The organism is Bradyrhizobium sp. CCBAU 51753, assembly GCF_015291565.1.
In the GTDB taxonomy this organism is placed as follows: Bacteria; Pseudomonadota; Alphaproteobacteria; order Rhizobiales; family Xanthobacteraceae; genus Bradyrhizobium; species Bradyrhizobium ivorense.
Genome location: NZ_CP030037.1, coordinates 2,449,963 through 2,475,751, shown reverse-complemented (window position 1 = coordinate 2,475,751; position 25,789 = coordinate 2,449,963). Strand labels below are relative to the sequence as shown.

Annotated in this window: 27 protein-coding genes and 5 pseudogenes; 13 read left to right on the top strand and 19 right to left on the bottom strand. The window is 59.2% G+C overall.

Annotated features, from left to right (window positions below; translation table 11 throughout):
- The first annotated feature begins 35 nt into the window (after window positions 1-35).
- From XH93_RS11135 to XH93_RS11120, 5 genes are all read left to right on the top strand, one after another.
- Complete coding sequence (locus tag XH93_RS11135; protein ID WP_194473522.1) at window positions 36-494, top strand: hypothetical protein; 459 nt, start codon at window positions 36-38, stop codon at window positions 492-494.
- Window positions 495-1,192: 698 nt separating this feature from the next.
- Window positions 1,193-2,671, top strand: a complete 1,479-nt coding sequence (locus XH93_RS11130; RefSeq protein ID WP_194473521.1) for a hypothetical protein — start codon at window positions 1,193-1,195, stop codon at window positions 2,669-2,671.
- Between the two features lie 341 nt (window positions 2,672-3,012).
- Complete coding sequence (locus XH93_RS11125; RefSeq protein ID WP_194473520.1) at window positions 3,013-3,222, top strand: hypothetical protein; 210 nt, start codon at window positions 3,013-3,015, stop codon at window positions 3,220-3,222.
- On the top strand, window positions 3,222-3,527 hold the full coding sequence (locus XH93_RS41870; RefSeq protein ID WP_210340476.1) for a hypothetical protein: 306 nt from the start codon (window positions 3,222-3,224) through the stop codon (window positions 3,525-3,527). Before XH93_RS11125 ends, XH93_RS41870 begins: the two co-directional genes overlap by 1 nt.
- 241 nt (window positions 3,528-3,768) lie before the next feature.
- Window positions 3,769-4,047: a hypothetical protein gene (locus tag XH93_RS11120; RefSeq protein WP_194473519.1), complete on the top strand. Its 279-nt coding sequence runs from the start codon at window positions 3,769-3,771 to the stop codon at window positions 4,045-4,047.
- A 67-nt stretch (window positions 4,048-4,114) separates the two neighbouring features.
- Here XH93_RS11120 and XH93_RS11115 read toward each other — a convergent pair whose 3' ends face one another.
- The 3 genes and pseudogenes from XH93_RS11115 to XH93_RS11100 all read right to left on the bottom strand — a co-directional run bounded on the left by XH93_RS11115 (window position 4,115) and on the right by XH93_RS11100 (window position 6,076).
- Window positions 4,115-4,327 carry a hypothetical protein gene (locus tag XH93_RS11115; protein WP_194473518.1) on the bottom strand — a complete coding sequence of 71 codons (213 nt, stop codon included), beginning with the start codon at window positions 4,325-4,327 and terminating at the stop codon, window positions 4,115-4,117.
- A pseudogene (locus XH93_RS42250) lies at window positions 4,327-5,805 on the bottom strand (terminase large subunit domain-containing protein). Before XH93_RS42250 ends, XH93_RS11115 begins: the two are co-directional and overlap by 1 nt.
- Window positions 5,690-6,076 carry a DUF5681 domain-containing protein gene (locus tag XH93_RS11100; RefSeq protein WP_371814979.1) on the bottom strand — a complete coding sequence of 129 codons (387 nt, stop codon included), beginning with the start codon at window positions 6,074-6,076 and terminating at the stop codon, window positions 5,690-5,692. Before XH93_RS11100 ends, XH93_RS42250 begins: the two are co-directional and overlap by 116 nt.
- 54 nt (window positions 6,077-6,130) lie before the next feature.
- On the opposite strand from XH93_RS11100, the gene XH93_RS11095 reads away from it, so the two are divergent.
- On the top strand, window positions 6,131-6,424 hold the full coding sequence (locus tag XH93_RS11095) for a type II toxin-antitoxin system RelE/ParE family toxin (RefSeq protein ID WP_194473517.1): 294 nt from the start codon (window positions 6,131-6,133) through the stop codon (window positions 6,422-6,424).
- Window positions 6,425-6,429: 5 nt separating this feature from the next.
- The gene (locus XH93_RS11090) at window positions 6,430-6,714 is read left to right on the top strand and encodes an addiction module antidote protein (protein WP_194473516.1); all 285 of its coding nucleotides are present in this window, start codon (window positions 6,430-6,432) and stop codon (window positions 6,712-6,714) included.
- A 45-nt stretch (window positions 6,715-6,759) separates the two neighbouring features.
- Here XH93_RS11090 and XH93_RS11085 read toward each other — a convergent pair whose 3' ends face one another.
- Window positions 6,760-7,044 (bottom strand): hypothetical protein, encoded by a 285-nt coding sequence (locus XH93_RS11085; RefSeq protein WP_194473515.1) that lies wholly within the window; start codon window positions 7,042-7,044, stop codon window positions 6,760-6,762.
- Complete coding sequence (locus XH93_RS11080; protein WP_194473514.1) at window positions 7,041-7,289, bottom strand: hypothetical protein; 249 nt, start codon at window positions 7,287-7,289, stop codon at window positions 7,041-7,043. The genes XH93_RS11085 and XH93_RS11080 overlap by 4 nt, the downstream gene beginning before the upstream one ends.
- 16 nt (window positions 7,290-7,305) lie before the next feature.
- On the opposite strand from XH93_RS11080, the gene XH93_RS11075 reads away from it, so the two are divergent.
- Complete coding sequence (locus tag XH93_RS11075) at window positions 7,306-8,208, top strand: hypothetical protein (RefSeq protein ID WP_194473513.1); 903 nt, start codon at window positions 7,306-7,308, stop codon at window positions 8,206-8,208.
- Here the strand turns inward: XH93_RS11075 and XH93_RS11070 are convergent.
- On the bottom strand, window positions 8,205-8,693 hold the full coding sequence (locus tag XH93_RS11070; RefSeq protein ID WP_194473512.1) for a hypothetical protein: 489 nt from the start codon (window positions 8,691-8,693) through the stop codon (window positions 8,205-8,207). The two genes, XH93_RS11075 and XH93_RS11070, sit on opposite strands and share 4 nt — an antisense overlap.
- A 528-nt stretch (window positions 8,694-9,221) precedes the next feature.
- Between XH93_RS11070 and XH93_RS42245 the strand changes: the two genes are divergently transcribed.
- Together XH93_RS42245 and XH93_RS11060 are read left to right on the top strand one after the other, a co-directional pair.
- On the top strand, window positions 9,222-10,001 hold the full coding sequence (locus XH93_RS42245; RefSeq protein WP_246799570.1) for a hypothetical protein: 780 nt from the start codon (window positions 9,222-9,224) through the stop codon (window positions 9,999-10,001).
- Complete coding sequence (locus XH93_RS11060; protein ID WP_194473511.1) at window positions 9,985-10,650, top strand: nucleotidyl transferase AbiEii/AbiGii toxin family protein; 666 nt, start codon at window positions 9,985-9,987, stop codon at window positions 10,648-10,650. The genes XH93_RS42245 and XH93_RS11060 overlap by 17 nt, the downstream gene beginning before the upstream one ends.
- Window positions 10,651-10,910: 260 nt before the next feature.
- On the opposite strand, the gene XH93_RS11055 is transcribed toward XH93_RS11060, so the two are convergent.
- The 4 genes and pseudogenes from XH93_RS11055 to XH93_RS11040 all read right to left on the bottom strand — a co-directional run bounded on the left by XH93_RS11055 (window position 10,911) and on the right by XH93_RS11040 (window position 13,483).
- On the bottom strand, window positions 10,911-11,198 hold the full coding sequence (locus tag XH93_RS11055; protein WP_194473510.1) for a hypothetical protein: 288 nt from the start codon (window positions 11,196-11,198) through the stop codon (window positions 10,911-10,913).
- Between the two features lie 108 nt (window positions 11,199-11,306).
- Entirely contained in the window at window positions 11,307-11,555 is a 249-nt protein-coding gene (locus XH93_RS11050) for a hypothetical protein (protein WP_194473509.1), read from the bottom strand.
- Between the two features lie 180 nt (window positions 11,556-11,735).
- Window positions 11,736-12,647, bottom strand: a pseudogene (locus XH93_RS11045) (nucleotidyl transferase AbiEii/AbiGii toxin family protein).
- Window positions 12,634-13,483 (bottom strand): annotated as a pseudogene (locus tag XH93_RS11040) (type IV toxin-antitoxin system AbiEi family antitoxin domain-containing protein). Before XH93_RS11040 ends, XH93_RS11045 begins: the two co-directional pseudogenes overlap by 14 nt.
- Window positions 13,484-13,622: 139 nt before the next feature.
- On the opposite strand from XH93_RS11040, the pseudogene XH93_RS11035 reads away from it, so the two are divergent.
- Window positions 13,623-13,934: pseudogene (locus tag XH93_RS11035) on the top strand (IS256 family transposase); the annotation flags it as partial.
- Between the two features lie 54 nt (window positions 13,935-13,988).
- On the opposite strand, the gene XH93_RS11030 reads toward XH93_RS11035, so the two are convergent.
- The 5 genes from XH93_RS11030 to XH93_RS11010 form a co-directional block, all read right to left on the bottom strand.
- Window positions 13,989-14,369, bottom strand: a complete 381-nt coding sequence (locus XH93_RS11030; protein ID WP_194473508.1) for a response regulator transcription factor — start codon at window positions 14,367-14,369, stop codon at window positions 13,989-13,991.
- Between the two features lie 91 nt (window positions 14,370-14,460).
- Window positions 14,461-15,144, bottom strand: coding sequence for a response regulator transcription factor (locus tag XH93_RS11025; RefSeq protein WP_194473507.1), 684 nt, complete (start codon window positions 15,142-15,144; stop codon window positions 14,461-14,463).
- Window positions 15,141-17,813 (bottom strand): PAS domain S-box protein, encoded by a 2,673-nt coding sequence (locus XH93_RS11020; RefSeq protein ID WP_194473506.1) that lies wholly within the window; start codon window positions 17,811-17,813, stop codon window positions 15,141-15,143. Before XH93_RS11020 ends, XH93_RS11025 begins: the two co-directional genes overlap by 4 nt.
- Window positions 17,814-17,933: 120 nt before the next feature.
- Window positions 17,934-18,380: a hypothetical protein gene (locus tag XH93_RS11015; protein WP_194473505.1), complete on the bottom strand. Its 447-nt coding sequence runs from the start codon at window positions 18,378-18,380 to the stop codon at window positions 17,934-17,936.
- A gap of 30 nt (window positions 18,381-18,410) precedes the next feature.
- Window positions 18,411-18,791 carry an antibiotic biosynthesis monooxygenase gene (locus tag XH93_RS11010; RefSeq protein WP_194473504.1) on the bottom strand — a complete coding sequence of 127 codons (381 nt, stop codon included), beginning with the start codon at window positions 18,789-18,791 and terminating at the stop codon, window positions 18,411-18,413.
- Between the two features lie 85 nt (window positions 18,792-18,876).
- Between XH93_RS11010 and XH93_RS11005 the strand changes: the two genes are divergently transcribed.
- The gene (locus tag XH93_RS11005; RefSeq protein ID WP_194473503.1) at window positions 18,877-19,350 is read left to right on the top strand and encodes a MarR family winged helix-turn-helix transcriptional regulator; all 474 of its coding nucleotides are present in this window, start codon (window positions 18,877-18,879) and stop codon (window positions 19,348-19,350) included.
- Between the two features lie 66 nt (window positions 19,351-19,416).
- Window positions 19,417-19,609, top strand: a pseudogene (locus XH93_RS11000) (transposase); the annotation flags it as partial.
- A gap of 1,075 nt (window positions 19,610-20,684) precedes the next feature.
- On the opposite strand, the gene XH93_RS10995 reads toward XH93_RS11000, so the two are convergent.
- From XH93_RS10995 to XH93_RS10980, 4 genes are read right to left on the bottom strand one after another with little or no spacing between them, the layout of a single operon-like run.
- Window positions 20,685-22,184: a CoA-acylating methylmalonate-semialdehyde dehydrogenase gene (locus XH93_RS10995; protein ID WP_194473502.1), complete on the bottom strand. Its 1,500-nt coding sequence runs from the start codon at window positions 22,182-22,184 to the stop codon at window positions 20,685-20,687.
- A 43-nt stretch (window positions 22,185-22,227) separates the two neighbouring features.
- Window positions 22,228-23,742 (bottom strand): ABC transporter ATP-binding protein, encoded by a 1,515-nt coding sequence (locus XH93_RS10990; RefSeq protein ID WP_194473501.1) that lies wholly within the window; start codon window positions 23,740-23,742, stop codon window positions 22,228-22,230.
- 39 nt (window positions 23,743-23,781) lie between these two features.
- Entirely contained in the window at window positions 23,782-24,708 is a 927-nt protein-coding gene (locus tag XH93_RS10985; RefSeq protein WP_194473500.1) for an ABC transporter permease, read from the bottom strand.
- A 4-nt stretch (window positions 24,709-24,712) separates the two neighbouring features.
- Window positions 24,713-25,789 (bottom strand): ABC transporter permease, encoded by a 1,077-nt coding sequence (locus XH93_RS10980; RefSeq protein WP_194473499.1) that lies wholly within the window; start codon window positions 25,787-25,789, stop codon window positions 24,713-24,715.

Genomic DNA, 25,789 nt, shown 5'->3' with positions numbered 1-25,789 from the left:
AGATTGCGTACTCATTTCGTTTCACAGGAGCGACGATGACGGAATTCGATGACGAGCGTTGGTACTGGGCGGCTGGAGGAACAAAGCCATCGCGCAACGGCGAGACGGAGATCACCGACGCGGCCGACCGATTTGTGATCGCCCGCGGCCAGCGTGAGCTGTGGGCCCGCGTGCGCGCCGAGGTGTCGGCAACCGAGCACTGCGCATGGAACGGTTTTGGCCCCAAAGACGGCAACGCAAGTCTGGCGGACTTCCTGTTCGTCATGGTGGAAGGCCGCGAGATGTATGGCGCCAACTTCAACAAGGTCGTTACCGCGCTCGCCCATGCCCCCGCATTCGCAAAAGCCATCGTCGCTTCCGGCGTCGATCTGTGCAATTGGGTTTCAAACCCCACACTTTACACACCGCTGCCGCGGCCGAAGTACGATCCTAGGGCAGAGGAGCGACTTCGTTCCGTGCTCGAGGCGACATTGGACCAGACTGTAGAACAATGACCGGTCGGCTTCATCGCCGCGGCCGCTTCACAGCCATATGCATGGGCCTCTGCCTGATTATTGTGGTGGCAATCGCGCTGTTCCGGTAAGATTGGCAGCAGCGATAGGAGAGAACGATGCGCAGGCAACTGATGATCATAACCATGCGGGTTGCGCCCGCACACGGAGATGATCATGCGAACGAGAGACTTTCGGCGCCACCAAACTGAGCGCCACATGCGACGCCGACTAAAGGAAGATCGCAATCAGCACTATGATGATCTGAGCTGCCCTTGTTGGACGGATCCCAAGGCTATGGCTCGCTTCAAAGAGCAGCCCAAGCGCCAGTGCCGCTGCTGCCGCAATCCCCGTCACTATCCTGGCTTGGAAAGTCGGCTCACGATTCAAGAATGGCGGGCTTTCTGCGAACCCATTGCCGTGAGCTAACGCTAGCTTTCCCTGCAGCCGCTTCAATTCCGCTGCCGTCCTGACTCGATCAGGACACCTCGCCGACTCGATTCAGGATTCGGCTCCGCGTGCGCAATTCCTGCGCTAGGAGCAATCATATGACGAGCCCAGAAACTGCTGCAGCGACGAGGCACTGCCGTAGATGCGAGCTTGATCTTCGAGCAGACGATTTTCCTCGCGGCAATCAAAGGACCCAAGCGAGAATCTGCAAAGCGTGCATGTCGGCCATATGCAATGGTCAAGTATTTACAATGAGTGCGACCGAGGCCGAGGCGTTTATGGCACGCCTCGAAGCGGGCGAGGCCATCCGAACGATCATTGGCGGTGCAGGCGGACGGCCGCTGTGCTCCCGCAAGGCGTTCTTCAAGCACTGCGAACTACATCCGGAGTGGGGCAAAACTGCCCTCGCATTCGCGAATACCAACGGCGCCTTGAAGACGATAGAGGGCAACAAGAAGCGGTACGCAGCCCGCACCCATTGCCAAAGGGGACATGAGCAGACCGGCGATAACGTCGGCTTCCAGCCGTCGCGTGGTCGCCATTATTGCAAGGTCTGCCATCGAGAAAACGAACGCAAAGACCCGAGCGTGAAGCTGGCTGAGCGGGCCGCTCTTGAGTCAGAGAAGCGTGCGCGCAACCCCGAACGGACCGTGATGCGAGAGGCGCCCGAGGCGTGGAAACGCTGCTATAAGTTAGTCGCCGAGCAAACGGGGAAATGGACCTCGTTTTGCCGCTGCTGTGAAAAAGAACTCTTGCTATCGAGCTTTTATCCGGCTGCGCACGACAAGCAGCGCGTCTCCCGAACCTGCATTTCTTGCGCTGACGCCATCAACGCCGGTAGCATCACCTTCACGATGAACGCGACCGAGGCCGATCGGTTTATTGAGCGGCTTGAGGCGGGAGACACGCTCCGCTTGATCCTTAATCGCAAAGACGCCATTTGCCAAAAGAAAGCCTTCCTGAAACATTGCGAGTTGCATCCGGCTTGGGCCGAACGCGCGCATCAACTGGCGCAGCGCAACGCGGCCGAGGCGCAGAACCGGAAGCGCCTGAGTAAGAAAGCGTTCGCCACCAGGACGCACTGTTCGAAGGGGCATCCCCTCACGCCCGAAAACGTCGGCATCAAGCCGGTCAACGGCACGCGCTATTGCAAGGCATGCAACTACGCGAACGTTGCCCGTGGAAAGCCGATCACGCCCGACGTCGAGCGCGCGGTGAGGAATGCAATCCTGACGAACATGAAGATCACAGATATCTACAACGGCGGCCCCGGCCGAAAGCCGATCTGCACCTATGGCACGTTGAGAACTGCGCGGCGCCTTAACGCCGACCTTGGCCGTTTTTTTGATGAGCAACTGTCAGAGCGCAGGGCCTATCGCCGAAGCAACGGCGGCGTGCTCGTGCCCGATTGCAGCCCGAACGATATCCCGGTCTACATCTTCCAGCCAGGCGATTACGAATGGCTCTACGGCCTCACGCCGCGCCATCTGCCGAAAAACGACCGCGACGTGATCGTCAGCGATCTCTGGATTGAACTAACAGAACGCCGCCTGCGACGAGAGGACGTTCCCACTCGAGCGAAGGACCTCATCAAGAAGCACAACAGAGAAAACCCAAGCCGCGCTTATGGCGACATTCGGAGTCCCTTGTCCCTCGACGCGCCGGCATATCTAGACGGCACAATGCTACGAGGCGAGACCGTTTCGGAAAGCTTGTGGGAGCGACTCTAATCAAGGGACCGCCCAGCGCTGGGCGGAGAGTGACCCCAGCGCTGGATGCGGGCAAATGTCGAGGCAAGCTATGAGAGTTCGCCCTGAGGGAGCCCGGAAGACCCTATTTTGCGATGCAGAAGCACTGCAGTAGTTGTGGGATTAACCCTCTCACCCGCCAAAATAGCGAGCCTGTAAAGGCAAATATTGCGCCAAAACAGCGCGCCGAGGCCTTGAAATTGGCAGATTCTGCCGAGATATTAAGGGTTCCTTAAGCCGAACCGGGATGATGGTTCGTAAGACCAATGTCCTGACGTTGCCGAAAGCATCCGCGTCGCTCATTTTACATTCGGAGCCAGACCGTGGCAGATGCAATTTTTGAATCATTTGGATATATCACTTTGACCGGTATGGTTGCATTGGCCCTTGCAAACATAGTTCTAGGTGTGCTTGCTATCACCCATCACGAGAAGATGGTGAAGACGTTCTTAAAGCACTCATCTTTCTATGTTTCATTTCTGCGATTTGGGGGCGGTGCGCGCGAGGGAGCTGGGCATCGCTATAGAGGCTGATGCCGCTTGAAACCTATACCGCCTACAGCTTTGGTGTACTCGGAAGCGCGGCTATCGAGATAGCTGCCGCTTTGCGAATGTCGGTGGCGAACGGCGGAGGATGTCCTCCGATCTACAAGAAGCCGTTCTTCCTGTGCGCCAGAATTCTATTCGCCGTAGCGGCGGCTGGGCCTCTGCCGGTTTTGATGGACTCCCCCAATTTGTGGTCAGCATTCTATTACGGGATTAGTGCGCCCGTTATATTTGATCGACTAGCGCGCGGACTTCAGCAAGACGATCAAATATCCGACGACAGCGACCGCTAGCCGCGCTTCTGTTATCCTGCCCCAGATGCCCGACCGCAAAATCACCCTAGGCGAAATGCGCGAATCCGGCGGTCCGAGGGCTGCTGGTCTACTGCTCCGACCACAGGTGCATGGTAGAAGGCGCCAGCCGGGCAATCTTTCACTTGTCTGGTTGTGTTAAGACCACGATTCGCCCTTAAGTGTCCCAACGGGCTGCGGTCGCAGTCGCGGTATTTTGGACAGCGGCGCGAAAGTTTGTTCTATGGTCTCATTTCCTCTTGAACTGCGGATCCCAAGCCAGGGAGTTTCTCTGGACATTCCTGATGCTTCCGGGCTTAAAGAATTTTTCAGGGTTGAGTCGAGCTTTTATGCCGGATTTAGCGGCCTTCTTTCGTCGGCTATTGTGATTGGTAACACGAATTATGGAGAGGTGTCCTTACCGAGCCGCTCAAGCCAAGCGTTCGATCGAATCCTTCGCGACATCGAAACAGATGCTTTCGGTTCATTCGAAGAGTACGTAGCTTCCGCGCAACAACTATGAATTCTTGTCGGGCACTCGCCCTCACCTATATGGGATTGCTTCAGGATGAAAAACATCCTGCATCGGATCAAGATCGGGCTATTATTTTGAACGCACTCTTCCGACCAATTCCGCCACAGACCGTTGATGAGGGACCTTGGTCCTCAAGCCGGCCGCGGCGGAACTTCAAATCCTCATAGGCATCGTTGATGTTGTGACGCTCGCGCTCGTAGTCGCGCTCGTACTCTTCGAGCGCCTGACGATGCACCTCGTCCCAATCGGACTTCTTGTCGTCAGCCATCAGGCGCCCATCCACCCGCCCGCGACACGGCCCTTGCGCTCGCGCATGTTCGGCGCCGTCTCGGCAAAACGCTTCATCATGAGCGCGTACCGCGTCGCCGACAGAAGGTCGTCACGCTCTTTCACGATCTTGCCATCCTTGCGGTGGTAAAGCCTGAATTCATCGAACCATTCTTTGAGATGCGAGAAAACCTTGAACCGGCCTGTCTGCATCATGTCCAACATCTCGATCACGCCGGCCTCAACGCCGTTGCCGCCGTCCTCGAACGTAGCGCGCTCAGGCAGTGTGTTCAGGCCCTGGTCGCTGTAGAGGCTGGCGAGCTGGTCGCCGCTGCCCTAGTCATGCTGCAGGCCGTCGTGAGGCCACGCGCAGGGTATCCAATCGCCCCACGGCTTGATTGATGCCGTGTGAATGACCGGCGTCAATTTGGCCTCTCGATAGCTGGCCGTCACGTACCAGACGTCAGCGTCGCGATCCCCCCACGCACAAGAGACCGCGGCAAACGGATGATCCCAACCAAAGTCGAGCCCGTTGATGCGTGCCCAATGCCGGGGAATCTCGACCGGCTCGGTCTTGATCTTCTCCTCGGCGATCGGAAACACTCGCCCGCTGCCGAGCGTCGGGATGCCCTTTACGCGCGCTTCCCGCTCATGTTCCGAATAGCTCGCGATGATCGCTGCGCGCTGCGCCGGGGTGTAATGCTCCGCATCGTCGATCGTCATGCGGACGATGGACCGGCTCATTCCAGCCCGCATTCCTGAATGAACATGTGCACCACGTCCGACGTGCCGAGCAGCGGCGTGAACGTCAACATGGCGAACTGTCCGCGCTGCCCGTTGTTCGTTCGCGTCAGGCCCTCGGTGTAGATGTCCAGCGGCGGCTCTTCATCGAACCACACGCCGTCTACAGTCGGGCCCTGCCACTTCTCGCGGCCCTTCTCGTAAGCCTTGAAGGCCACCACCGCGACGCCGGCCTGAACGTCGCCATCGCCGCCCCAACGGACCTGTACGTTAATCCAGCAGATTAGGCACGCCCTTAGCGCGATCCCAATCAACCAACGCATCACCAGGCAGAAAGCCTGTCCCCCACTCCTCCTCTTTCGGGGGAGGCCCGACAAGAATACGCTGCGGATTGTCGCGCGTGCTCTCACCTGTCACAGATCCCGCCCAGAGCAGCGGCGGCTTGTCGAACACGGCGCCCTGCCACCAGTCCGGATAACGTCCGGTCGGATGGATCGCCCACTCCGCCCCGCCCGCGACCGTCTTGCCGAGCTGGTTGCCGGCCATGAACAGGCGCTCGGTATGCTTGGCGCCGTTCGCGTGAAAGACCTTCTGCTTGGTGTATGGCTTGTCGCGCTTGAGCCTAGTGCGTGATAGCCGGCGGCTGATCTCGGCCGCCAGCGCCGCCCTCTCCCTCAGCGCCGAGGAAAGGTCGAATGACGGCGTCGAGCTGCCGGATACGCTCGATAAGCTGCTCATCGGTCAAATCGGACTCATTGGTGATCTTCAGTTCCTTCGGCAGGATGCCGGCGATGACCTTGAGGTAAGCGTCGGGCTTCTCCTCGCGAACCTTCACGATCGCGGCCTCGCCGTGCTCCTGGAAGTCGGCATGGAGCTTCTGGATGAACTCCTCGCCGAGCTTGTTGCGGGAGCCCTTGGCGCGACCTGCCGGATTGCCAGATTGCCCCGGCTTGAACAGGTGCGCAGGCCTTTGCTGATCGTCTGCAGATTCAGTCATTTTCCTAGCCAATATATTTTGTAAACTGCAGTTGACAAACCTCAATCTGCATACTACAGTTTACACATGATCGAAATCCGGCGCACAGAAGCTTTCACGAACTGGTTTGACGGTCTCCGCGATGATCGTGCCCGTGACCGGATTGCCGCCCGGATCGCCCGCGTTGCTTCAGGCCTTTTGGGTGACGTGAAGCCGGTTGGCGAAGGCGTCTCGGAACTCAGGATCGACTACGGCCCCGGATATCGGGTTTACTTCACCCAGCGCGGGCGGACGATCATCATCCTGCTCTGCGGTGGCGACAAGCAGACCCAAAGCAAGGACATCAAGACCGCCAAGAAAATGGCCTCTGAACTGGAGTAACAGACATGCCTATCAAAACCACCAAGTGGAATCTTGAAGAGCACTTCACCACCCCGGAAAGTCAACGTGCCCTGCTAGATGACGCGCTCGAGACTGGCGACGCCGGCCATATTGCGAATGCCATCGGCATCATCGCTCGCGCGAGAGGCATAACGGAAGTCGCCGAACAGGCTGGCGTAACCAGGATGGCCCTATACAAGGGGCTCACGAAGGATGGGGACCCAAAGCTCTCTACAGTTCTGGGAGTGCTGGAAGCGCTGGGATATAAATTGACCGCGAAGGCGGCCTAGACACGAAACCCGCCCCGGATTTCTCCGGGCGGGCAAGCGTGGATGCTATCTGCTAGCAGGTGATTTGCTGTGCCGGCAAACCGTTTTGCGGCTACCCGCGTCTTCGTCGTACAGATACAGGACAACCGGCTCAGGAAATGAGTTTGCCCAGCGAACTGCCTCTTCCAATGAACTATGCTCGCGCTCGGCGTAGTCTGGGCCACCCGATTCCGGGTGCACTTGGTCGGCATCCGTGCGCGAGTTGTGATGCCATGCCGCTTCAATGATGGCGTTGACAATCAAGAACCGCTGCCCCCGCTTTCGTCGATCGACAATGTTGACGATGGTCATCGTCTCGCTCCCGTCAGTCGTCCCTCGTAACGTGTTGTCTTCTCCTGCCCATTGAACCATCGCTTCCCGTCCTTCATCCAGCCGACGCCGCCGATCCAGACCTTGCCGTGCGGGCTAACGACCGGGTTAACCCCGGCCATGCCGCTCTCGGTCATGAAGTTCGGCGTGTGCGCCGGCTGCGGCTTTTCATCCACCACTGGGATATCGAGCTCGACGTCACCAAACCGCTCCAGGATCAGCGCCACCGACCGATCAACCCTGTTGTGGATTGTTCGCTCGCTGCAACTCTCCCGCTCGGCCAAGGGATCGGTCTTTAGAAGCTTCTCTTCTTTCTTCTTCTCGATCGCTATCGTGTTGGCGGTATATCAGATACCGCAAAAGGCCGCGGAGCCGGCGGCTGCCGCGTCGGCCGAAGCGCTGTGTTGGATTTGCAGTGAGAACAAGGCCGACTCCGGCGAACACAAGACCAAGCGCAGCGACCTCCTGGCCGTTTTGGGCAAGCCCTCGCAGCAGGCGCCGTTCTTCTATCACTATCTCCACAAGGCGAATCGCCCTGTCGGAAGCCTCGACGCCAAGATTCTGAAGTCGCCTGTCCGGATCTGCTCACAATGCAACAGCACTCGGACGCAGCCGCACGACCGCGCCTGGGAGACGATGTCGGACCGCTTGCGATCGCGGCGATTGACGGTTGGCCAGATGATCCGTTGCGACAGCATCTTCCCGCACTGCACGAAACGCGAGATGCTCAACGTTCACCTGTTCTTCCTCAAGCTGACCGGCTGCATGCTCGCCGAAGCCAAGGCGAATGGTCATGAGGTGCCGATCGCCCTTGATCCGTTCTCGACCGCGATCATGTCCGGGCGGCCGCACGTGGAGGTTCACCTGCAATTCGGCCGGAACGACGGTATCGTGGGACGATCGAATCTGCATGTCTGGAAGACCGACCCAGGTGGGAGCATTCTTGGAGCCTGGCTCTATGATCTGGGTACCATCGCCGTGAGCGTCCTGTACATGCAGGCCGGTAGGTTCGAGCACCGGCGTGACATCTGGCATCCGCATTCCTGGACGAGGAGGAAGCGCTTCCAGATCGCCGACGTCATGTACAGCAAGCGCGATGAAGCGGAGCTGGCCGCCGCCGAGGTAGCGGCGGCGGCGCCGGCCTAGCCTAAGTCATCCTCGTTGAGCTTCGAGTTCAGGCTGTAGCTGACCAGACGGGCGCTGCGGTAGCGGAATTTCGAGCCCCGCATGACGACGAACTTCAGCCGGCCGGCGTTCAGCATCTGAATGATCGGCGCCAAGGCATCCGACGGGATTCCCTTGCTCGCGGAGAACCTCTCCGTATAGGCCTCGATCGATCCGACGGCGATGGGCTTGAGATCCTTTCGGCGCTCCTCCTGCAGACCGAGCGAGGGAAACAGCGAGACCTCCACTCGCTCAGTCTTCAGGCCCGTCGGACGCAGCAGCCGCCCCTTGAGATGCAGGTGGCGGTGGTCGTGGTAGGGGTCGAGCGGATCGCGCAGCGTATTGAGTGCCAGCCAGTAGCCGAAATCCCACTGTTCGATCTCGACGACGTAGTCGACGATTTCCTCCGGGGGCTTGCGCAGGCGTGCCTTCTTTCTGATCGTTTTCGGCTTCGGTTCGGCAGTCATCGCGAGGATCGTCCGGCATCCCGCAGAGACACAGGGAGGATAGCCGAGTCGAAGCCGGGCGATAATCCAGCGATGATCGCCCGGAGATTGTAGCTGCTGCGGCAGCAGGATGGATTTCGACGACCTGATCGTGATGCGCGCGGCGACGGCCGACCGGCCGGACCGGCACTTCTACGAGGGAGCGGTCATGCTGGCCTACGCGATGCGCTTGTTCAGGACGGAGCCCGTCCGCGAGGTGAAGATCCATCCCGACGGCCAGCACGCGCAACAGATCGATTTCCTGGCGGCTGGAGAAGCGCGGCTTCCGAAGGGTCGCGTCCGGCCCGCAGCGCGCTCGCCCGTTCGAGCATGCCGAGGGACGGCGGATCATCATCCACCCCCGCTCCGGAGTGAGCGATGTCGTCGACGCGACCTATGGGGGTCCTTACCGGGCTCATTTTGGCCCGAAATCCTCCGTCGCGGACATTGATTTCACATATTGCAGTTAGGAGCATCGAGCCTTACATTGGTCCTGGAAAGGAACCGCCCGTGACCACCCATGTGCTGCAATTCGTCGAACTCTCGGACCAAGACCGTAAGGCGGCGAAGGCCTTCGACAAGCTCGGCAAGGGCGATCAGGTCGAGGTCCGGGTCCGCCGAAAGTCGGGCGGAGATCAGATTGTCAGGCTGCCGCCGAAGGCCGCGGTGTTGCTTGAGACTGCACTCGGCCATCTCCTCCAGGGAGAGCGCGTCGCTGTCCTCGCCGAGGATCAGGAACTCAGTCCGAACGACGCGGCAGATATCCTGGGCATCTCTCGACCGCTGGTCGTACATCGGATGGACGTCGGGGACCTGCTATTCCGATATGTCGGCAAGCACCGGCGCACGAAGCTCAAGGACGTATTGACGCTGAAGGCGCGGATCGACGGCCAGCGGGCGGCACCGGAGGCGCTCGCCGAGGATGCCGAGGCTCTCAGGCGGCGCTATGGCGTGAGCCCGACGAAGAAATCGAAGAGCGTCGGACGCTCTTCCAACCGTACCTCCTCGCCAAAGAATGTCGATCAGCTCGTTCTCGGTACAATCAACGCTCCGTACCGCCGGACGATCAATTCGACTGATCTCGTGGCTCGCCTCAAGTCGAGAGATTGGCAAGATTGGATCGCACATGTCGTCACATTCTTCACCGAAGTTCGGCCTGAACTTGTATTACAGTTCGCCCGGCTTCACGCCATTCCCATTCAAGATTTGGCTGCCGCGTATCGGTCGATGAAGTCGACTACTGGCGAAACCAACTCAGCATTGGAGCGCGCACTTGAGCGGCTGGCGTAAGCTGCTTGGTCGAATGCTCGATGGGCTTTCGGACCTGGAGCGACAGGGCCAGTCGGTGCCCGACTGGGTACTTGGTGGTGGCACGGCCCTTATGCTCTACGCCAACCATCGATTCAGCCGGGACATCGACGCATTCATCGACGATCCGCAATATCTTGCCTTGTTGTCGCCAGAGACCACGGACGTGTGGAACTGCAACGATTGGGATAAGGCCGCCCATTATCTCAAACTCAGATATCAAGAAGGCGAGATCGATTTCATCGTCAGCGGCGCGATCTCGGATCTTGATCCCGCTGAGAAGGAAATCGAGCTGACGTCAATTCGAGCGGGGTGGAAGCCGACGATCATGGTCGAGCCGCCAGCAGAGATCGCTCTCAAGAAGATGTACCATCGGGCGACAATGCTAAAGCCTCGCGACATTTTCGACATCGCGGTCATCAATAAGATCGACGGCGGTCCCCTCATCGCAAATTTAGGCGAAATCGCTTCCAAGAAGGACGACCTCGTTCGCCGTCTCGCCAGCATTCGCGTCGACTACCTGAAGGCCGACCTTGCCGAATTGGACATCCAACCTGGATGGGAGCACGAGAAGGAAACATGTCTCGAAACCGTTCGCTCGCTCGTGGCGCAGATTCCAGAAGCCGGCTAGGTGCGGACAGGCCGGCAAGTAATACTAAGCAGTGCTCCAAGGATATTCCGCGGAGTTTCGCGGCCCAACGCGTAGGAGGCGATTATGCCGACGGAAGCCCGTTTCGTGGGCGGTGTGGTTACGCAGGACGGTCGTCGGAAGTCGCGGCGCCCCAGCGACAACGAACGCCAGGCTTGCGACGCGGTCGTGCGGGCCCTTGAATCACTTGCGGGTCGTCGGCGTAGCAACGCGCATTCGCCCGACGACCTCGGAGCGGAAGCTCAGGTCGAATACACGTTCGATCTTCTGGTGTACGGCATGCCGTCGAGCATACGATCGTCGAGGCCTTCGCCGGGCAGCTCCGAACGAACGTAGATTTCCAAGCTTTCGTCGACCCGATCATCGCCGCGCTGGACCGCAACATGCCGCCGCCCGGCAGGTTCGATCTGGTTTTTGAGATCGATCCGAGCAGAGGACTCAAGCCTCGCCTTATTCACCGCGAGGCGCAGGAATTTCAGCGCATGATGCATCAGCATCATGATAGCGCGCGCGAGGCGCATGATCGCCATACGCGTGATCACGGCGCATTCGACGCGACCAATCTTCCGCGTCCCACCATGGGCTGGCGTCGCAGGCGTAACTTCCTGGATTCTCTGCTTACTTTGGAGCTTGATTAGCTACGATCGCAAGCGTGGTTCAAGTCTTGGGGGATCGAGTTTGGCAACCTCGGCATCGAGGGCCTTGGTGCAGCGGATCAAATCGGCCAGGAGTTGCGCGTCGATCTCCATGCGCCCCTGGTATTCCGCAAGGTTGCGCTCGTTGTGGGCTTTGAGGAAGATCTGGATATCGGCCTTGTCCGTCCCGGTATGAACAAGCGTCTGAAACACCGTGATGCGATTTTCCGAGCGATATCCCTTGAGCCGCAAGGCGGCGAGCGCGAGCCGGTGGGCGCCAGATCGAAGCGATGAAGAAGTGGCGCGATAACCTCAGTCCTACATGATCGTACAGGGGAACGAAACTCAGGACGGAGAAGCACCGCCCAGTAAACCGGAGGGACGAGCCGGCTAGGATGCAAGCTGGGAAACGCTAATTTTTTGAAATTCGTATTATTGCTTCACGCCCAAAACAGCGCTTAGCTGCGCCGTCAGTCTTGCGCGGACGTCAGCCGATAATTTATCTAGATTAATCTGCTTCCATTTTACGGCAGGCAATTCTTCCGCGCGCGGCACCCCCAGTAGCGACCAGTCAGGCTTGCCGCGCTTAAACCCAATTAGGCCGGTGAGCTTCGGGCATCTCGCCCGCTATCTCGGCAATCAGGGCGTCACGAGCTTTAAGCAGGTCGCCCAGGGCAACCGGCTCGGCGGTCATTCCATCGAAGCCCTGCTCGAACTCCTTCTTGATGTCTTTGAGCCGAGGAGAGCCGACTTCTGAAACTGGACGGTCATGGCTGATGAGATAAACGACAAAGGCGCGTCGCAAATCGTCGCTGATGCCTTCGTTGGCCAGCAAGTCGCGCACATCGAAGAGGTCGCGCGGATGCTGCCGGTCTAGTGCCGCCACGATCTTCCCGGCGTAGAGGTCTGAAAATGAGACGACTTGGGTCTCGGCAAAGCCGAATGCCTCTTCGACCCTTGGCGACACCGTCTGGAGCGCTGGCTCAAATACGCAGCCACGCAACACGGGAGTGACTTCAACCTTGATCTGCGCATCGCCCCTCTGAACCGTCAGCTTGGTCACAATGCCTTCGGCCCTGTTAACATTGACGCGCGCGTCGCGGAGTCCATCTCTCGTTGCCTGAGCCATTCTTTTCATGGCGGCGTCGATTGCGGACCAGGACTCCGGCCGAGGAGCACGGGTAGATACGTCAGATCGATATCGACCGAAAGACGCGGCATACCCCGGACGAAGAGATTGATGGCCGTTCCCCCTTTCAAAGCAAAGTCGGTTTCCGCCGCGACGAATGGCAGTACTTCGATCTGCAGTGCAACTTGACTCTGGAAGCGGTCAGACGGGGGCACCGATATCCTCCGGAACGGTTATCATGTATTTCGGATCGAGTTTACCGCCCTTTACAAGCATCCGCTTTCCACTGCCGAGGCTTATGACACTCCGGTCTATCTGCTTGAGCCAACTGTGGTTGTGGCGCTCGGCAAACCAGAAGAACAGGCGCTTGGCCTTCACGCTCTTACAGTCGACCAACAGCTTCTGCATGCGGCGCGGGCTGAGATTCCGTAGTCCTTCCACCACCACGTCGGCTTGATGGAAGCTCTCGTTCTTGGGCAATTCATCGAGCAATTCCAGCAAGGCCCGTTCCGGTGTGGAAACTGTGAGAGGCCATTCGCCTTGATCCCACATCTGACGAAATCCGCCTGCTTGCAAAGCATCGGCAGACGCCCCGGAATTGTCGCCGAGATTCGACGCAAAATTGGTCGGCTCCTTGGTGAGAGGGTCGGACTTGAAGAGAACTTGACTTTTCCGGAAACGAAAACGCTCGTTTAGCTGCAGCTTGGTAAGCCAACCGGGGGGCCGCTCAGGGCCGTAAAGATAGATTGACATTGGCCCGCTCGCGCGCACGTAGTGCGCGAAACCCTGCAATTCGAGAGCCGTCCGTCCGCCTACAAACAACGGGCGCTTAAGCAGCGTCTGCAGCGATATGACCGCTTTCTGCCATGTTAGCGTTCCTAACGGACGCTTGAAGGCCTCGGGTGGGTTGAACCAGCCAGCCGGCAGCCACGTACTGACTGCGCAAACTGGTTGAGTAGCCATGACGGCTCATCCAGTCCGAATCGACCAAAAGGCCCTCAGGAAGGGTCTTTTCCAGTTGGTTTAGCTTGCCCGTAGAATGCTCAGCCATACTTAGCAAAATAGCACATCTACAAACCACCAAGTTTGAAAATAGGCGCTTTTTACTAAGCATTACTAAGTAATTCCACGCTTTCTCAAACAGAAGGCCGTTTTTCGCGGTTTTCCAATGAGAATTCGGGAACCAGGTTCGCGCGGTCGAATGTCTGAAGGATCGCGACGCGCTGCCGGCCTTCTACCACTTTCCTGCCGAGCATTGGGATCACCTGCGCACCAGCAATCCCATCGAGAGCGTGTTCGCCACCGTGCGGCACCGGACGGTGCGCACCAAGGGTTCGTTGTCGCCGACCACCGCCAAGCTGATGGTGTTCAAGCTCGTCATCGCCGCATCGAAGACCTGGCGGCGGCTCAAAGGCACAAATCAGTTGCCGAAGGTCATCGCGGGTATCAGATTCAACGACGGCATCGAGGTCATCCAAGTGCCGGCAAACCACGCCGCCTGATCACCTCGTCACCCAAAATCCCGCATAGCTCATTCAAGCCGCAGGTTGATTGCATCAGATGCTGTCTCGGCCGTCATACGCGTTCAGTGCGGTCTCGAGGCGCTCGATTAACGCTTGTCCGGCAAAGGGTTTGGCGAGGAAGCCAATCGCTCCGGCGCCCAGCGCTGACGCGCGCACGCGGTCGTCGGGGAAAGCCGTAATGAAAACGAATGGTGCGTCGTAACCACGTGTCCGCATCTCTGCCAACAGTTCCAGACCGCTCATAGCCGACATCTGCACATCGGTAATGACACAGGATGTCTCGTCCAATTGCGGAGACCTCAGGAGTTCCTCGGCCGACGCAAATATTTGGGCGATGTAGCCACGCGATTTCAAAAGATTCTCTGTCGCCGCACGGACTGAGGCGTCGTTGTCAACAACGGAAATCACAGGCATGGATAGGACGAGCCCTCCTGAAGGGGGAATAGCGGCTGCAAGCATTAGCCGCCTTCGGCGAAAAGTGGGCTCGACTGATGAAATTGTAAAATCATACTTGGGTTTGTTCAGGACGATTGGCGCGAATTCCCAACGTCTCAGTCATTCTGATCAAATCGGCCAGCGACCGTGCACGCATCTTCCTCATTACGTGTCCCCGGTAGATCTTGACCGTAATCTCGGCAAGCCCAAGCTCGGCGGCTACCTGCTTGTTCATCATGCCGGCAGCGACCAGTTTCATCACCCCCTGCTCGCGCGGGCTTAAGCTCTCAAATCGAGACTGGAGGTTCGCGACGATCTGCTGAGCCTTGCGGCTTTTGCGATCGCGTTCGGTCGCTGCAACCACGGCATCAAGCAGTTCCTGATCGCGAAACGGTTTGCTGAGAAAATCGACCGCTCCTTTATTCATGGCCCTGACGGTCATGGGAATGTCGCCATGGCCGGTAATGAAAATGATCGGAATATGTATGTTCAACCTCGCTAGCTCGGTCTGGTAGTCAAGGCCGCTCAAGCCTGGAAGCCGGACATCAAGAACTAGACAGCTAATAACGTCCGGAATTGTGCTCTGCAGCATTTCGCGCGCCGATCCGAATGCAATGACGTCTAACCCTACCGATTGAAAAAGGTTCGTAAGCGAGCGACGCATGGAGATGTCATCCTCGACGATGAAGACAACCGCCCTTGTCGAGGACTCGGCATTGCTAACTTCACCTGGCGAGTCAAATCGTCCTGTCACGAGACGGCCTCATGCGGCGGTAGGGCAAACTGGAAGGTCGCGCCCGGTCCATTTTTGTGGACCATTGACAGCCGTCCTCCGTGAGCTTCCACGATCGACCGGCAGATCGAAAGACCCATTCCAAGGCCACTCGATTTAGTGGTGAAGAAAGGATCCAAGACGCGGTCCGCGTCGATCTCGGCGATGCCGACGCCGCAATCGGTCACGGCAAGCTGGATGTGCCCCACATCGTCCTTTGATGATTGAATCAGCAGTTCGCGCGTCCGGTCGGTAACTGCGTCCATGGCTTCGATTCCGTTCATCACCAGGTTGATGATCACCTGTTGTAGCTGAATCCGGTCGCCGAGGATCGTAGGCAGCCCTGCCGTCAACTCGGTTCGTAACGTCACTCGGTGGCTCGCCAGCTCTCGTGTTACCAGCGCAATGACCTCCTTAACGACCTCATTGATGTTGAGCGGCACCATCTCAATGTCGCCTTTCTTCGCGAGCGCGCGAATACGACGGATCACCTCGCTTGCCCGGATTGCGTCTTCGATGATCCACTCCACCGAAGAGCGCGCAGCGGAAAGATTAGGAGCTTCCCGCCCCATCCAACCGAGGCACGCATCGGCGTTGCTGATAATAGCGGCAAGTGGCTGGTTTAATTCATGGGCGATGGAAGTTGTCAGCTCTCCCAAGGTCGTTACACGCGTTACATGCGCAAGCTCCGCTTGTGCCTTTCGTAGTTCTTGTTCGGCTTGATCGGCGCGAATGGTCGCGGTGATGTCAGTGCTGACGCCACGGTAGCCGAGAAAGTTCCCCTTTCCATCGAAAAAAGGCTTGCCACTCGTGCGGACGTAGATCGGAGAACCTGTCCGATTCACGGTGCGGTAGACGAGATCCCGAAACGGAAGATGGGCCTCCAACGTCGACCGATGCTGCAGCCGCTTCTCGGGCTCCTCTTCGAGGTCGCACGCATTGTCACAGCGAAGCAGGCCGATCAATCCTGTCGCCAAAAGTCCCGCAGTGCTGGTGTGCTCGGATAAGCGAGTGACCTGATGATCGGGCCCAGTTTCCCAGAGCCAGTCGGAAGCTGTTTCGGCGTAGTCGCGAAAGCGCTGTTCGCTTTCGCGCAGCGCGGCAAGTGTGTTTTCCAGGCGTTCCCTAGCTGCGTGTTGCTCGGTGACATCCATATGTGTTCCGATCAGCTCGCTGACTTTACCATCGCTGCCGACCACCACGTGCGCAACGGAGTGTATGCGTCGTATCCCGCCGTCTGGTAGAAGGATACGAAAATCATATTCGAACCGCCCCTCCTTGTGCTCAATCGCCTGGCGCTGCACCTCCTCCAGCCGTGGCAAGTCGTCCGGATGGATGCGCGATCGAATGGTCTCGATCGATACCGGCTCTTGTGGGCGAAAGCCAAACAGACGATCGACCTCGGCGGAGCGATACACGAAATCTAGACCGTAGACGTCCCAGGACCAGCTGCCCGTGTGACTGAGATGCTGGGCTTCGGCCAGATAAGCCTCGCTGCGGCGCAGCTGTTGTTCTGCTCGCCTAGCCGCCGTAACATCCGTAGCTGCCCCAACAAACTCGATCTCACCAGAGGCTGTTCTCGTCGCTCGCGCCTGCGCATGGATGTGCTTTACCGAGCCGTCCGGTAGCAGAAGCCGGTATTCGTGCTCGAAATCGCTCGGGTCTCGCATCGCGCGATCGATAATTTCTTGAACCGAAGCCCTATCATCTGGATGAGTGCGCTCGACGACGAGTTGCGGCCCCAGCGGCACTGTCTGGGGATCTAATTGGAAAATCCGAAATGTCTCCTTTGACCAGAAGGCCTCGCCCGTAGTGGGGTTCCAGCTGAAGCTGCCTGTGTGACTCAACTCCTGCGCCTGGGCCAAATGTGCTTCGCTCCGCTGCAGGGCAAGTTCGGTCCGCCTTCGCTCCGTGATATCTTCGCAGGCGATAAGAACAATGGGCTGCTCATCCGCCCAGAGCATGGCTTTGGCGCTTTCACGTACCCACAAGACCGAGCCGTCCTTCCTGACCTTCTGGACGTCCCACGTGCGCGTTTGTCCGACATCCTCCAGGCACGTCCGAACGCATTCCCGAACGAACGCGCGATCCTCCTTGCGAAATACCTCCAGCACGGATTGACCGATCAGTTCAGCACGAGCATAGCCGAGTTGTGTCGCGCCGAATGTATTGACGTCGAGGACAGTGCCGGCTTCATCGACCATGAAGTACATGGCCGGATTGTGCTCGAAGATGGCGCGCCACCGCTTTTCGCGATCCTCCAAATCGGCCGCACTCCGCTGAAGCTTGGCCGCAATCACACGCGCAGCCTCTCTTTCCTGACGGAGCGTACCGATCAGGTGCGCTCCCACAATCGAGGCAATAAAGAATGCAACAACCACCGGCAGATCTTGGGGGTCATCGATTCGTAAGCTGAATGCCGGCGGCGCAAAGTAGTAAGCGAGAGCAGCGAAGGTTAAGATGCAAAGCGCGGACGACGCGATGAAGCTGCCCATCAGCGAAAACAGCAAGACCACTAACAAATAGGCGAACGCCGTCGCGGCGAAATGCGCGTGAAGGTACAAGCAGGCCAGTGTTACCACGGCCAGCGTTATGCTGCCGAAGGTAAACTGAAGGGCTGAACGTCCTAAACTGCTGATTTGGCTACGCATTTTGATACCGTCCGGCCTGTTCTCCGGCGGGAGAGCTATAACATTTGAGCGCGCGTACTCATAAAGTCAGGACAATACCGGGCGTCAGGTCGGTTGTCCGCGCAGTTCCGGTTCAGGTGATTAAGCGGGTTTGCGGCGCAACCATCCCTTCATTTTGAGACCGTCCCGCATGTTGAGAACAAGAAGTGTAATGTTTGTTGCGCCCGCGACGAGCTCGATCGCCTGCACAGCATCGAACGTGGCATCGAATTCTGCCGCCTGAGCCTTCGACGCAAGGAAGAGCGCAGACGGAATAAGAATCAGGATGCCGTTTCCTGCAATGAATGGCATACGCTTGAATTTGGCCCCGATCAGTCCGGCCCGGCGCGTCTTTGCCAAGATGACACCTGTACCACCGGTGGCAGCGAGCGGCGGAATCAGCAACAAGAAACCCCACGGTATGGTGCTCTTAACCGCTGCAACTGTGGCATGGGACGCGAACAGCTCGCTGAGTACCGTCGATAGCCAAAATGTGCCGATCGTTGCGATAGCCAAGGCGCCAGCGACAGCATGGATCAACTTGGTCATGAGTATCTTCCCTTCCTAAAAACAGCAGGGCTAGGCAACGCAGATGCCGGGCACGGCAACTTTCTGGAACAGATGAGGGGAAGCTATCGCGGAGGCCGGATAGCTGGCGATTTTTGCTAGAAAGTCAGGATGGGTGAAGGCCGCGCGGAAGTGTGCGGTGGATTCCCAGACGGCGTAGTTCAGATAGGTCGAGCTGTCGCCGAGAGCTCTGTGCAGCTGAGTGGAAATGAAGCCCGGCTGTCGCTTCATGAACGCTGCGTCGTCCTGCCAGGTCTTGAGAAAAGCCGCCTCATCGGCTTTGTCGAGAGTGAATGGGTTCACCAGGACGACCGAATTTGCCTCAATAGCGATCTGGCGGTCGATCGGGAAGGAAGGGTCGAGTGGGCATAGCAGCGACATGAGTGGCTCCATTGCTATTTAATATACGATGCCTAATTGGTATTATGATTACATAATAGATTGACATCATGATGTCAAGATAAAACAATGGTGACAAATGAAAAGTGCCAAGCGAACCCCCGAGGGTGACGCCCTGACCGACCTGGTTCTCGATCTATTTAGGCTCGACAGCCTACTTCTGACGGCCGGCGACCGTCTGGTCGCCCCGCTTGGCCTAACAAGCGCACGCTGGCAGGTGCTTGGCGCCATTGTGTCCGCCGAACGTCCCCAACCGGTCGCTTGGCTCGCACGCGACCTCGGCGGCAATCGTCAAAACGTGCAGCGGATCATCAATGATCTGCACAGGGAGGGCCTCGTATCTTTTGAGGTCAACCCGCATCACCGACGGGCGCAGCTCGTCGTGCTCACTGCGAATGGACAGCGCGCCTTCGAAGCCGCAATGGAATTGCAGGCTCCCTGGATCAACGATCTTTCAGAAGGGCTGTCGGTCAAGGATATACGGATTGTCCATCGCGTGATCACGGCCTTGCGAGATAAGCTTGAGGGCAGCCATGAGGACAAGTCGGCCTGACATGGCAAAAGCATTGTGCTCGGCCCGGCGCCCGTGATTCAAGCTCCCAAACTGGGGCTTCGAATCATGCGCCATGAACTAAGGGACTACGAATGGGCAGCTATCAAGTCTGCTACCAAACAAGACGCGTGGAGTTCCTCGCGTAAGCGACTGACGCGTCCTCATCTTGCGGGTCGTGCGATCTGGGGCACCTTGGCGCGATTTGCCGGATCATTTTGGCCCTTACACTACCTGCTATAACCGCTTTGTTCGCTGGCGTGGGCCGGTCTCTGGAGTTGAATCATAGATGCACTCGCCGCTGCGCGGCAGCAGGCGCTCGCCTACGAGTCGTCGGCGCCTGGCGAGAACAAGTTTAATGAGCGCCGCCGTCCCAGATACCTTTTCGCCGGCCTCGTTAGGTGCGGATGCTGCGGCGGCGGGTACACGATGATTTCGAAGCGGAGGAGATTTGCCGCACGTTGGTCGATCGGGTGACGCTCGTCCCCGATGGCGAACAGCTAGCGATCATATTGCGCGGGGCCCTAGCCGCGATCTTGCGCTTTGCGGCGGGCAAGAAAAACCCCGACTTCCTTTCGGAGGCCGGGGCTCTGGATGGCTTGCTATCGCAAGCATCGGTGGTTTCGGGGAGGCGCAATCACCGATACCGACATTCAGTTCAGGTCGCGATTTGACAGCGCACGCGCCCTGCCTCCCGGAAACCAATCTTCTAAGCCATTGACATTTCTCGATTTTGCTGCGTCGTTCTTGAACGGGAACGGGGCTCAGTGAGCCCGGGTATCTTTGGATGCGCGGCAGAATCTCCGGCGGAGGTTAACTGACCGGACGGGCCCCTCGCGTGGGAAGTGTGTTCGGGGCTGTGCGTCGCTATGGCTTACGTGCCGGGCGTTCGAGTCATTGGAGCGCTACCGCCTGTCCCCACGCCAACCAAATCTACGATACCTCATCCAATCCCTCGCATGTGGCAGTTCTTGAGCCTGGGGCAAGCGAAGTTCTACGGTCTAACGAAGTAGTATTGAAGGAGCTCTTGGCGCCGGTAGCGTCGAAGCGACCTTTTTCGCGAAAGATCGAAGGCGCGCTATTTCGGTCCCGCTATCGCCTGCGACCAGGAAGCTACAGCGGACGCGGCCACACCGAATAGCGTGACGAAGAGCGATCTGGGCAGCGGGATCAGCTTTGCGAGCTTGCGGAGGTTTCGCGCTGTTGCGACGAGGAAGGGCTCGTCGCGAGCGCCGAAGGGGGTCAATAGCGGATCAACTCGCCTGAAAAGAAGCGAGGGCCCGAGAGGCCCTCACAGTCGGAAGGAAGCGATATTCAGAAGACTCGATGCCACTTTGCTACGACATCGTCGGCATGACGAATTCGGCACCCGCGCGTATTCCGGTTGGCCAGCGGCTGGTGACCGTCTTCATTCGGGTGTTGAAGCGAACGCCTTCCGGGCCGTGCATGTGATGGTCGCCGAAGATCGATGCCTTCCATCCGCCGAAGGAGTGAAAGGCCATCGGCACCGGAATTGGAACGTTGATGCCGACCATTCCGACCTTGATCTGATGGGCGAATTCGCGCGCAGCATCGCCATCACGTGTGAAGATGGACGTCCCATTGCCGAATTCGTGTTCATTGATCATGCGCGCGGCTGTCGCGTAGTCCGGCGCCCGAACGACTGATAGCACAGGTCCGAAGATCTCTTCCTTGTAGATTCTCATGTCCGGCTTGACATGATCGAACAGGGTTCCGCCCACGAAGAAACCATTCTCATAACCCTGCATCCTGAACTTGCGTCCGTCGACCAGCAACTTTGCGCCCTCGGCGACGCCGGCATCGATATAGCTCCTGACCTTCTCAAGGTGCTGCTTTGTGACAAGAGGCCCCATTTCCGCGTCGCGGTCGGTACCCGGCCCGACCCGCAGGCCTCGGACCTTGGGTTCGAGCGCGGAGATCAGTTTATCTGCGGTCCCCTCGCCGACCGGCACGGCAACCGAGATTGCCATGCAGCGTTCGCCGGCGGAGCCGTAGGCGGCCCCCATCAACGCATCGACCGCCTGATCCATGTCAGCATCGGGCATCACGATCATGTGGTTCTTGGCCCCACCGAGCGCCTGGCAGCGTTTCCCGGTGTTCGCGGCCGTCGAATAGATGTACTGCGCGATCGGTGTGGAGCCCACGAAGCTGATCGCCGAAATATCCGGGTGATGCATCAGCGCATCGACAGCTTCCTTGTCGCCTTGCACCACGTTGAACACACCGTCCGGCAAACCGGCTTCTTTCAGCCACTCCGCCATGATGAGCGACGCTGACGGGTCCCGCTCGGATGGTTTCAAAATGAATGCGTTTCCGCAGGCGAGAGCGACCGGGAACATCCACATCGGCACCATGACCGGGAAATTGAAGGGCGTGATTCCGGCGACAACACCGAGCGGTTGGCGCGTAGAATAGCTGTCGACGCGGGTACCGACATTCTCGGTGAGTTCGCCCTTGAGGAGCTGCGGAGCGGCCGTGGCAAACTCGACCACCTCCATTCCGCGCTGAACTTCCCCGAGAGCGTCGGAGTGAACCTTGCCGTGCTCGGACACGATCACGTCGGCAAGCTGACCTGCGCGATCCTCGAGGATCCGCAGAAATCGATTGAGCACGCGTGCACGCCGTAGAGGCGTCGTGTCGGCCCACCCCTGCGCCGCCCTGCTGGCGGCGGACACCGCGTTCGCCACTACCGCCCCGTTCGCGGCCACAACACGGCCCGTCTGCTCGCCCGTTGCCGGGTTGAAGACCGGCAAACTGCGTTCGGTGCCCCTCGAGACCTGCTTGCCATTGATGAAATGATTGATCTGCGTGACCACGAACCTCTCCTTCTTGTTTCTGAACCAGACTCGCGCCCTCAAGTCAGGCCGCTTTCATTCCCGCCATGTATTTGCCGATCACGCGCTTGTCGGCGCACTCGGCTAACACTTCATGGACGATACGACCCGCGCTCATGACGAGGACCCTGTCGACCAAGCCAAGCAACTCGTCGAGATCCTCCGAGATGAGCAGCACTGCAGCTCCTCCGTTCCGTGCCTCGAGGATCCGGCGGTACGTTTCTTCGCACGCAACGAAATCAAGACCGAACGTCGGATTCGACGCGACCAGCAATCGAACGTCCTGCGTGAGCTCTCGCGCCAATACAGCGCGTTGAACATTGCCACCGGACAGCGCGCTCATGCTTGCGTTCAGGCCAGGAGCCTTGACACGAAATTGAGCGACCAGCCTCTCGGCTTGCTTGGCGAGCGCGCCGTAGTTCATCGCGATACCGCGGCAGAGCGGCGCCCGATCGAAGTTGCGCAGGGCGAGGTTCTCGGCCAGCGACATGCGATCGATGCAGGCGTTCTTCAGCGGCTCTTGGGGCAAGCCATAGACGCCAAGGCGGGCGATTTCCTTTCGCGTCCCGTTGAACGGCGAGCCGGAGACGGTCATCGCACCGCTGCGATCCCGCTGCCCCATCAAGGCCTCGACCAATTCCAATTGGCCATTTCCGGATACCCCGGCAACCCCGACAATCTCCCCTGCCCGCACCTCGAGCGAGAGATCTTTCACGGACGGAAGACCATTGTCGCCGTTCACGCAGAGGTCCCTAACGGAGAGGATAATGTCGGACCTCGGCGGTGATTTCAGCGCGTTCTGCCCCATCTTGCTGACGGGCTCTCCGATCATAGCTTCTGCCAGAGCGTCGTCCGTCAAATCGGCAACGGCCCCCGTTCGCACCGACGCACCTCGACGCAGCACCGTAACGTCGTCAGCGAATCGGCGCACTTCGTGAAACTTGTGGCTGATCAGGATAGCGCTGAGCTCGCCCGTCCGCGTCAGGCTGCGAACATGGCCGAGCACTTCATCGGCCTCGGCAGGCGTCAGCACCGACGTCGGCTCGTCCAGGATGAGCAGCTCGCGCCCGAGATAGAGCTGCTTGACGATCTCGGCCTTCTGCTTCTCGCCCGCAGAGAGCTGCGAGACACGCACGTCGAGCGGCACGTGAAAGGGAAGCTTTCTGGTGACTCCGGCCAGCCGTTTCAGCTCGCTTTGCCAGTTGACATAGGCCGGCAATCTCGCACCGCTGACGATCAGATTCTGCGCCACCGTCATCGAGGGCACGAGCGTGAAATGCTGATACACCATGCCGATGCCGAGCGCATCGGCATCCTTCGGCGAGTTCAACCGGCGCTCGCGCCCATCCACCCGGATGTGGCCCTCGTCCGGATGGTAAAAGCCGACGAGGCATTTGACCAACGTGCTCTTCCCGGCGCCGTTCTCCCCTAGCAGCGCATGGACAGTGCCCGAGCGGATCAGCAGCGACACGTTGTTCAGAGCGAGATTTGCCCCGAAACGCTTCGTCATGTTCTTGAGTTCGACTTGCGGAGCGGTCATCGGACTATCCTGCGAGGATGAATTCCCGTCACGACATTCTCACCGGTGCAGCTTGAGCTCGCCCGGCGCATCGGCGAAGGGAGCCGCCCGCGACGTCGAGGCCACCATGATTGCAAGGGTCAGAATGTAGGGAGCCGCATTGAACAGGTAGTAGTAGCCGGTCACACCAATGCCCTGGAGCGCAGGGCCAAGAGCTCCCGCGCCGCCGAACAGCAGCGATGCGCCGAGGGCGTTGATCGAACGCCAGCGGGCGAAGATGACGAGCGCGACGGCCATGATGCCTTGACCGCTCGACAGGCCTTCGCTCCAGCTACCCGGATACGAAAGCGACAGGAAGCTGCCGCCGATGCCGGCGAGAAAGCCGCCTGCCATGGTCGCGATGATGCGCACCCCCAGAACGGGAAAACCAAGCGCGCGCGCCGCATCCTCGCTATCTCCCACCGTGCGCAGCATCAGCCCCCAGCCGGTCCTGTTCAGGAAGACAAAGACCGCAAAGGCCAATGCAATTCCGACGAAGAACAGGGCGTTGACGTCCAGCGCAGCTCGTACCTGCGGTACGCTCGACCAAAAACCGAGCGCGATCGAGGGAAGCGGCGGCGCCTTGGGCTCGATCAGCGGTTTGCCCAGGAAGAACGCGAGGCCCGTGCCCAGCACGATGAGGCTGATGCCGATCGCGGTGTCATTGACGCGCTTTACACTGCACAGCAGGCCATGCAGCAGGCCGAAGGCCGTTCCGGCGAGTCCGGCGGAAAGTACGCCGAGCCAGGGCGAGCCGGAGAGGTAGGAGATCGCGTATCCCGCCATGGCACCGAGCATCAGCGTGCCTTCGAGGCCTAGATTGATACGGCCCGATTTCTCGGTGATCAGCTCACCGATGCTGACGAAAATGAATGGTGTCGACACACGGATCGCCCCACCCAGGATCGCGAGCGGCAGCGCAAGCCAGCCGATTGAAGTACCGTCCATGCCTTTACCTCCGGGTCGTTTCTCGGAGTTGTTGCGCAATTGCATCCGCGACCAGGACGCAGACGAAGATCAGTCCCTGAAACACCAGCATTGTCGCATCGGGAAGTCCGAGACGCCGTTGCAGCAGGCTGGCGCTTGCCTGCATGCCGCCGATCAACAGCGCGACAGCGACAATCGCAAGCGGCTGGTGCCGTGCCAGGAACGCGACGAGGATTCCGCTATAGCCATAGCCGACGATGAGCGAGGAGTTGGCCGTCCCCTGCACGGCCGCCACCTCGATTGCGCCGGCAACGCCAGCCATGCCGCCGGCCACGACCGACACACCGATGATCCAGCGATTCACCGCAAGACCGATCATCCTCGCGACCCGGGCACTTCCGCCGACCACCCGCAGCGCAAAGCCCCACCGGGTGTAGCGGAGCACGACATGCGCGGCGATTGCCAGCAAGAGGCTGACGGCAAGGCCGGCGTGAACGCCCACACCTGGCAGCGTCGGCAGCATGTAGGAGGGATCGATAGGGTGGGTCGACGGCTTGTCGAGACTTGCCGGATCGCGCAACATGCCTTCGGTTAGGTGGTGGAAGACGGCGATTCCGATATAGGAGAGCAGCAGACTCGAGATCGTTTCGTTGACGCCGCGGTACTGGCGGAGCACGCCCGCCAGACCGAACCACAGTCCTCCGACCAAGGCGCCGGCCAGCAACATGAGGAGTTGCATGGGAGGCGCGTGCGCGCCCGCAAACGGCAACGTCACAACGGCACCCGCGAGCCCGCCCAGCACCAAGGCCCCCTCGCCGCCGATAATCACCAGCCCCGCTTGCGCGGGGATTGCAACGGCGAGGCCCACGAGGACCAAGGGAGCGGCGCGCGACAAGGTATCCTGCCAGGCGAAGCTGCTGCCGAAGCCGCCCTGGACGATCAGACCGAACACCGTCGCGGGGTTCTGTCCGTACAAGGCGACAAACGCCGCGAAGATGGCCGACGCGAGCAGCACCGCCAGGACAGGCAAGGCCACACTGAGCTGGGCTGCGGTTCCCGGTGGATTCGAAGGCACGGGTTCGATTCCGGAGATCGAAGACAA

What these genes read in the sequence shown, in the direction of transcription:
- XH93_RS11135 (WP_194473522.1), top strand. Translation starts at nt 36, where the DNA reads ATGACGGAATTCGATGACGAGCGTTGGTACTGGGCGGCTGGAGGAACA.
- XH93_RS11130 (WP_194473521.1), top strand. Translation starts at nt 1,193, where the DNA reads ATGAGTGCGACCGAGGCCGAGGCGTTTATGGCACGCCTCGAAGCGGGC.
- XH93_RS41870 (WP_210340476.1), top strand. Translation starts at nt 3,222, where the DNA reads ATGCCGCTTGAAACCTATACCGCCTACAGCTTTGGTGTACTCGGAAGC.
- XH93_RS11120 (WP_194473519.1), top strand. Translation starts at nt 3,769, where the DNA reads ATGGTCTCATTTCCTCTTGAACTGCGGATCCCAAGCCAGGGAGTTTCT.
- XH93_RS11115 (WP_194473518.1), bottom strand. Translation starts at nt 4,327, where the DNA reads ATGGCTGACGACAAGAAGTCCGATTGGGACGAGGTGCATCGTCAGGCG.
- XH93_RS11095 (WP_194473517.1), top strand. Translation starts at nt 6,131, where the DNA reads ATGATCGAAATCCGGCGCACAGAAGCTTTCACGAACTGGTTTGACGGT.
- XH93_RS11090 (WP_194473516.1), top strand. Translation starts at nt 6,430, where the DNA reads ATGCCTATCAAAACCACCAAGTGGAATCTTGAAGAGCACTTCACCACC.
- XH93_RS11085 (WP_194473515.1), bottom strand. Translation starts at nt 7,044, where the DNA reads ATGACCATCGTCAACATTGTCGATCGACGAAAGCGGGGGCAGCGGTTC.
- XH93_RS11070 (WP_194473512.1), bottom strand. Translation starts at nt 8,693, where the DNA reads ATGACTGCCGAACCGAAGCCGAAAACGATCAGAAAGAAGGCACGCCTG.
- XH93_RS11055 (WP_194473510.1), bottom strand. Translation starts at nt 11,198, where the DNA reads ATGGCGATCATGCGCCTCGCGCGCGCTATCATGATGCTGATGCATCAT.
- XH93_RS11030 (WP_194473508.1), bottom strand. Translation starts at nt 14,369, where the DNA reads ATGCCTGTGATTTCCGTTGTTGACAACGACGCCTCAGTCCGTGCGGCG.
- XH93_RS11020 (WP_194473506.1), bottom strand. Translation starts at nt 17,813, where the DNA reads ATGCGTAGCCAAATCAGCAGTTTAGGACGTTCAGCCCTTCAGTTTACC.
- XH93_RS11015 (WP_194473505.1), bottom strand. Translation starts at nt 18,380, where the DNA reads ATGACCAAGTTGATCCATGCTGTCGCTGGCGCCTTGGCTATCGCAACG.
- XH93_RS11010 (WP_194473504.1), bottom strand. Translation starts at nt 18,791, where the DNA reads ATGGAGCCACTCATGTCGCTGCTATGCCCACTCGACCCTTCCTTCCCG.
- XH93_RS11005 (WP_194473503.1), top strand. Translation starts at nt 18,877, where the DNA reads ATGAAAAGTGCCAAGCGAACCCCCGAGGGTGACGCCCTGACCGACCTG.
- XH93_RS10990 (WP_194473501.1), bottom strand. Translation starts at nt 23,742, where the DNA reads ATGACCGCTCCGCAAGTCGAACTCAAGAACATGACGAAGCGTTTCGGG.
- XH93_RS10985 (WP_194473500.1), bottom strand. Translation starts at nt 24,708, where the DNA reads ATGGACGGTACTTCAATCGGCTGGCTTGCGCTGCCGCTCGCGATCCTG.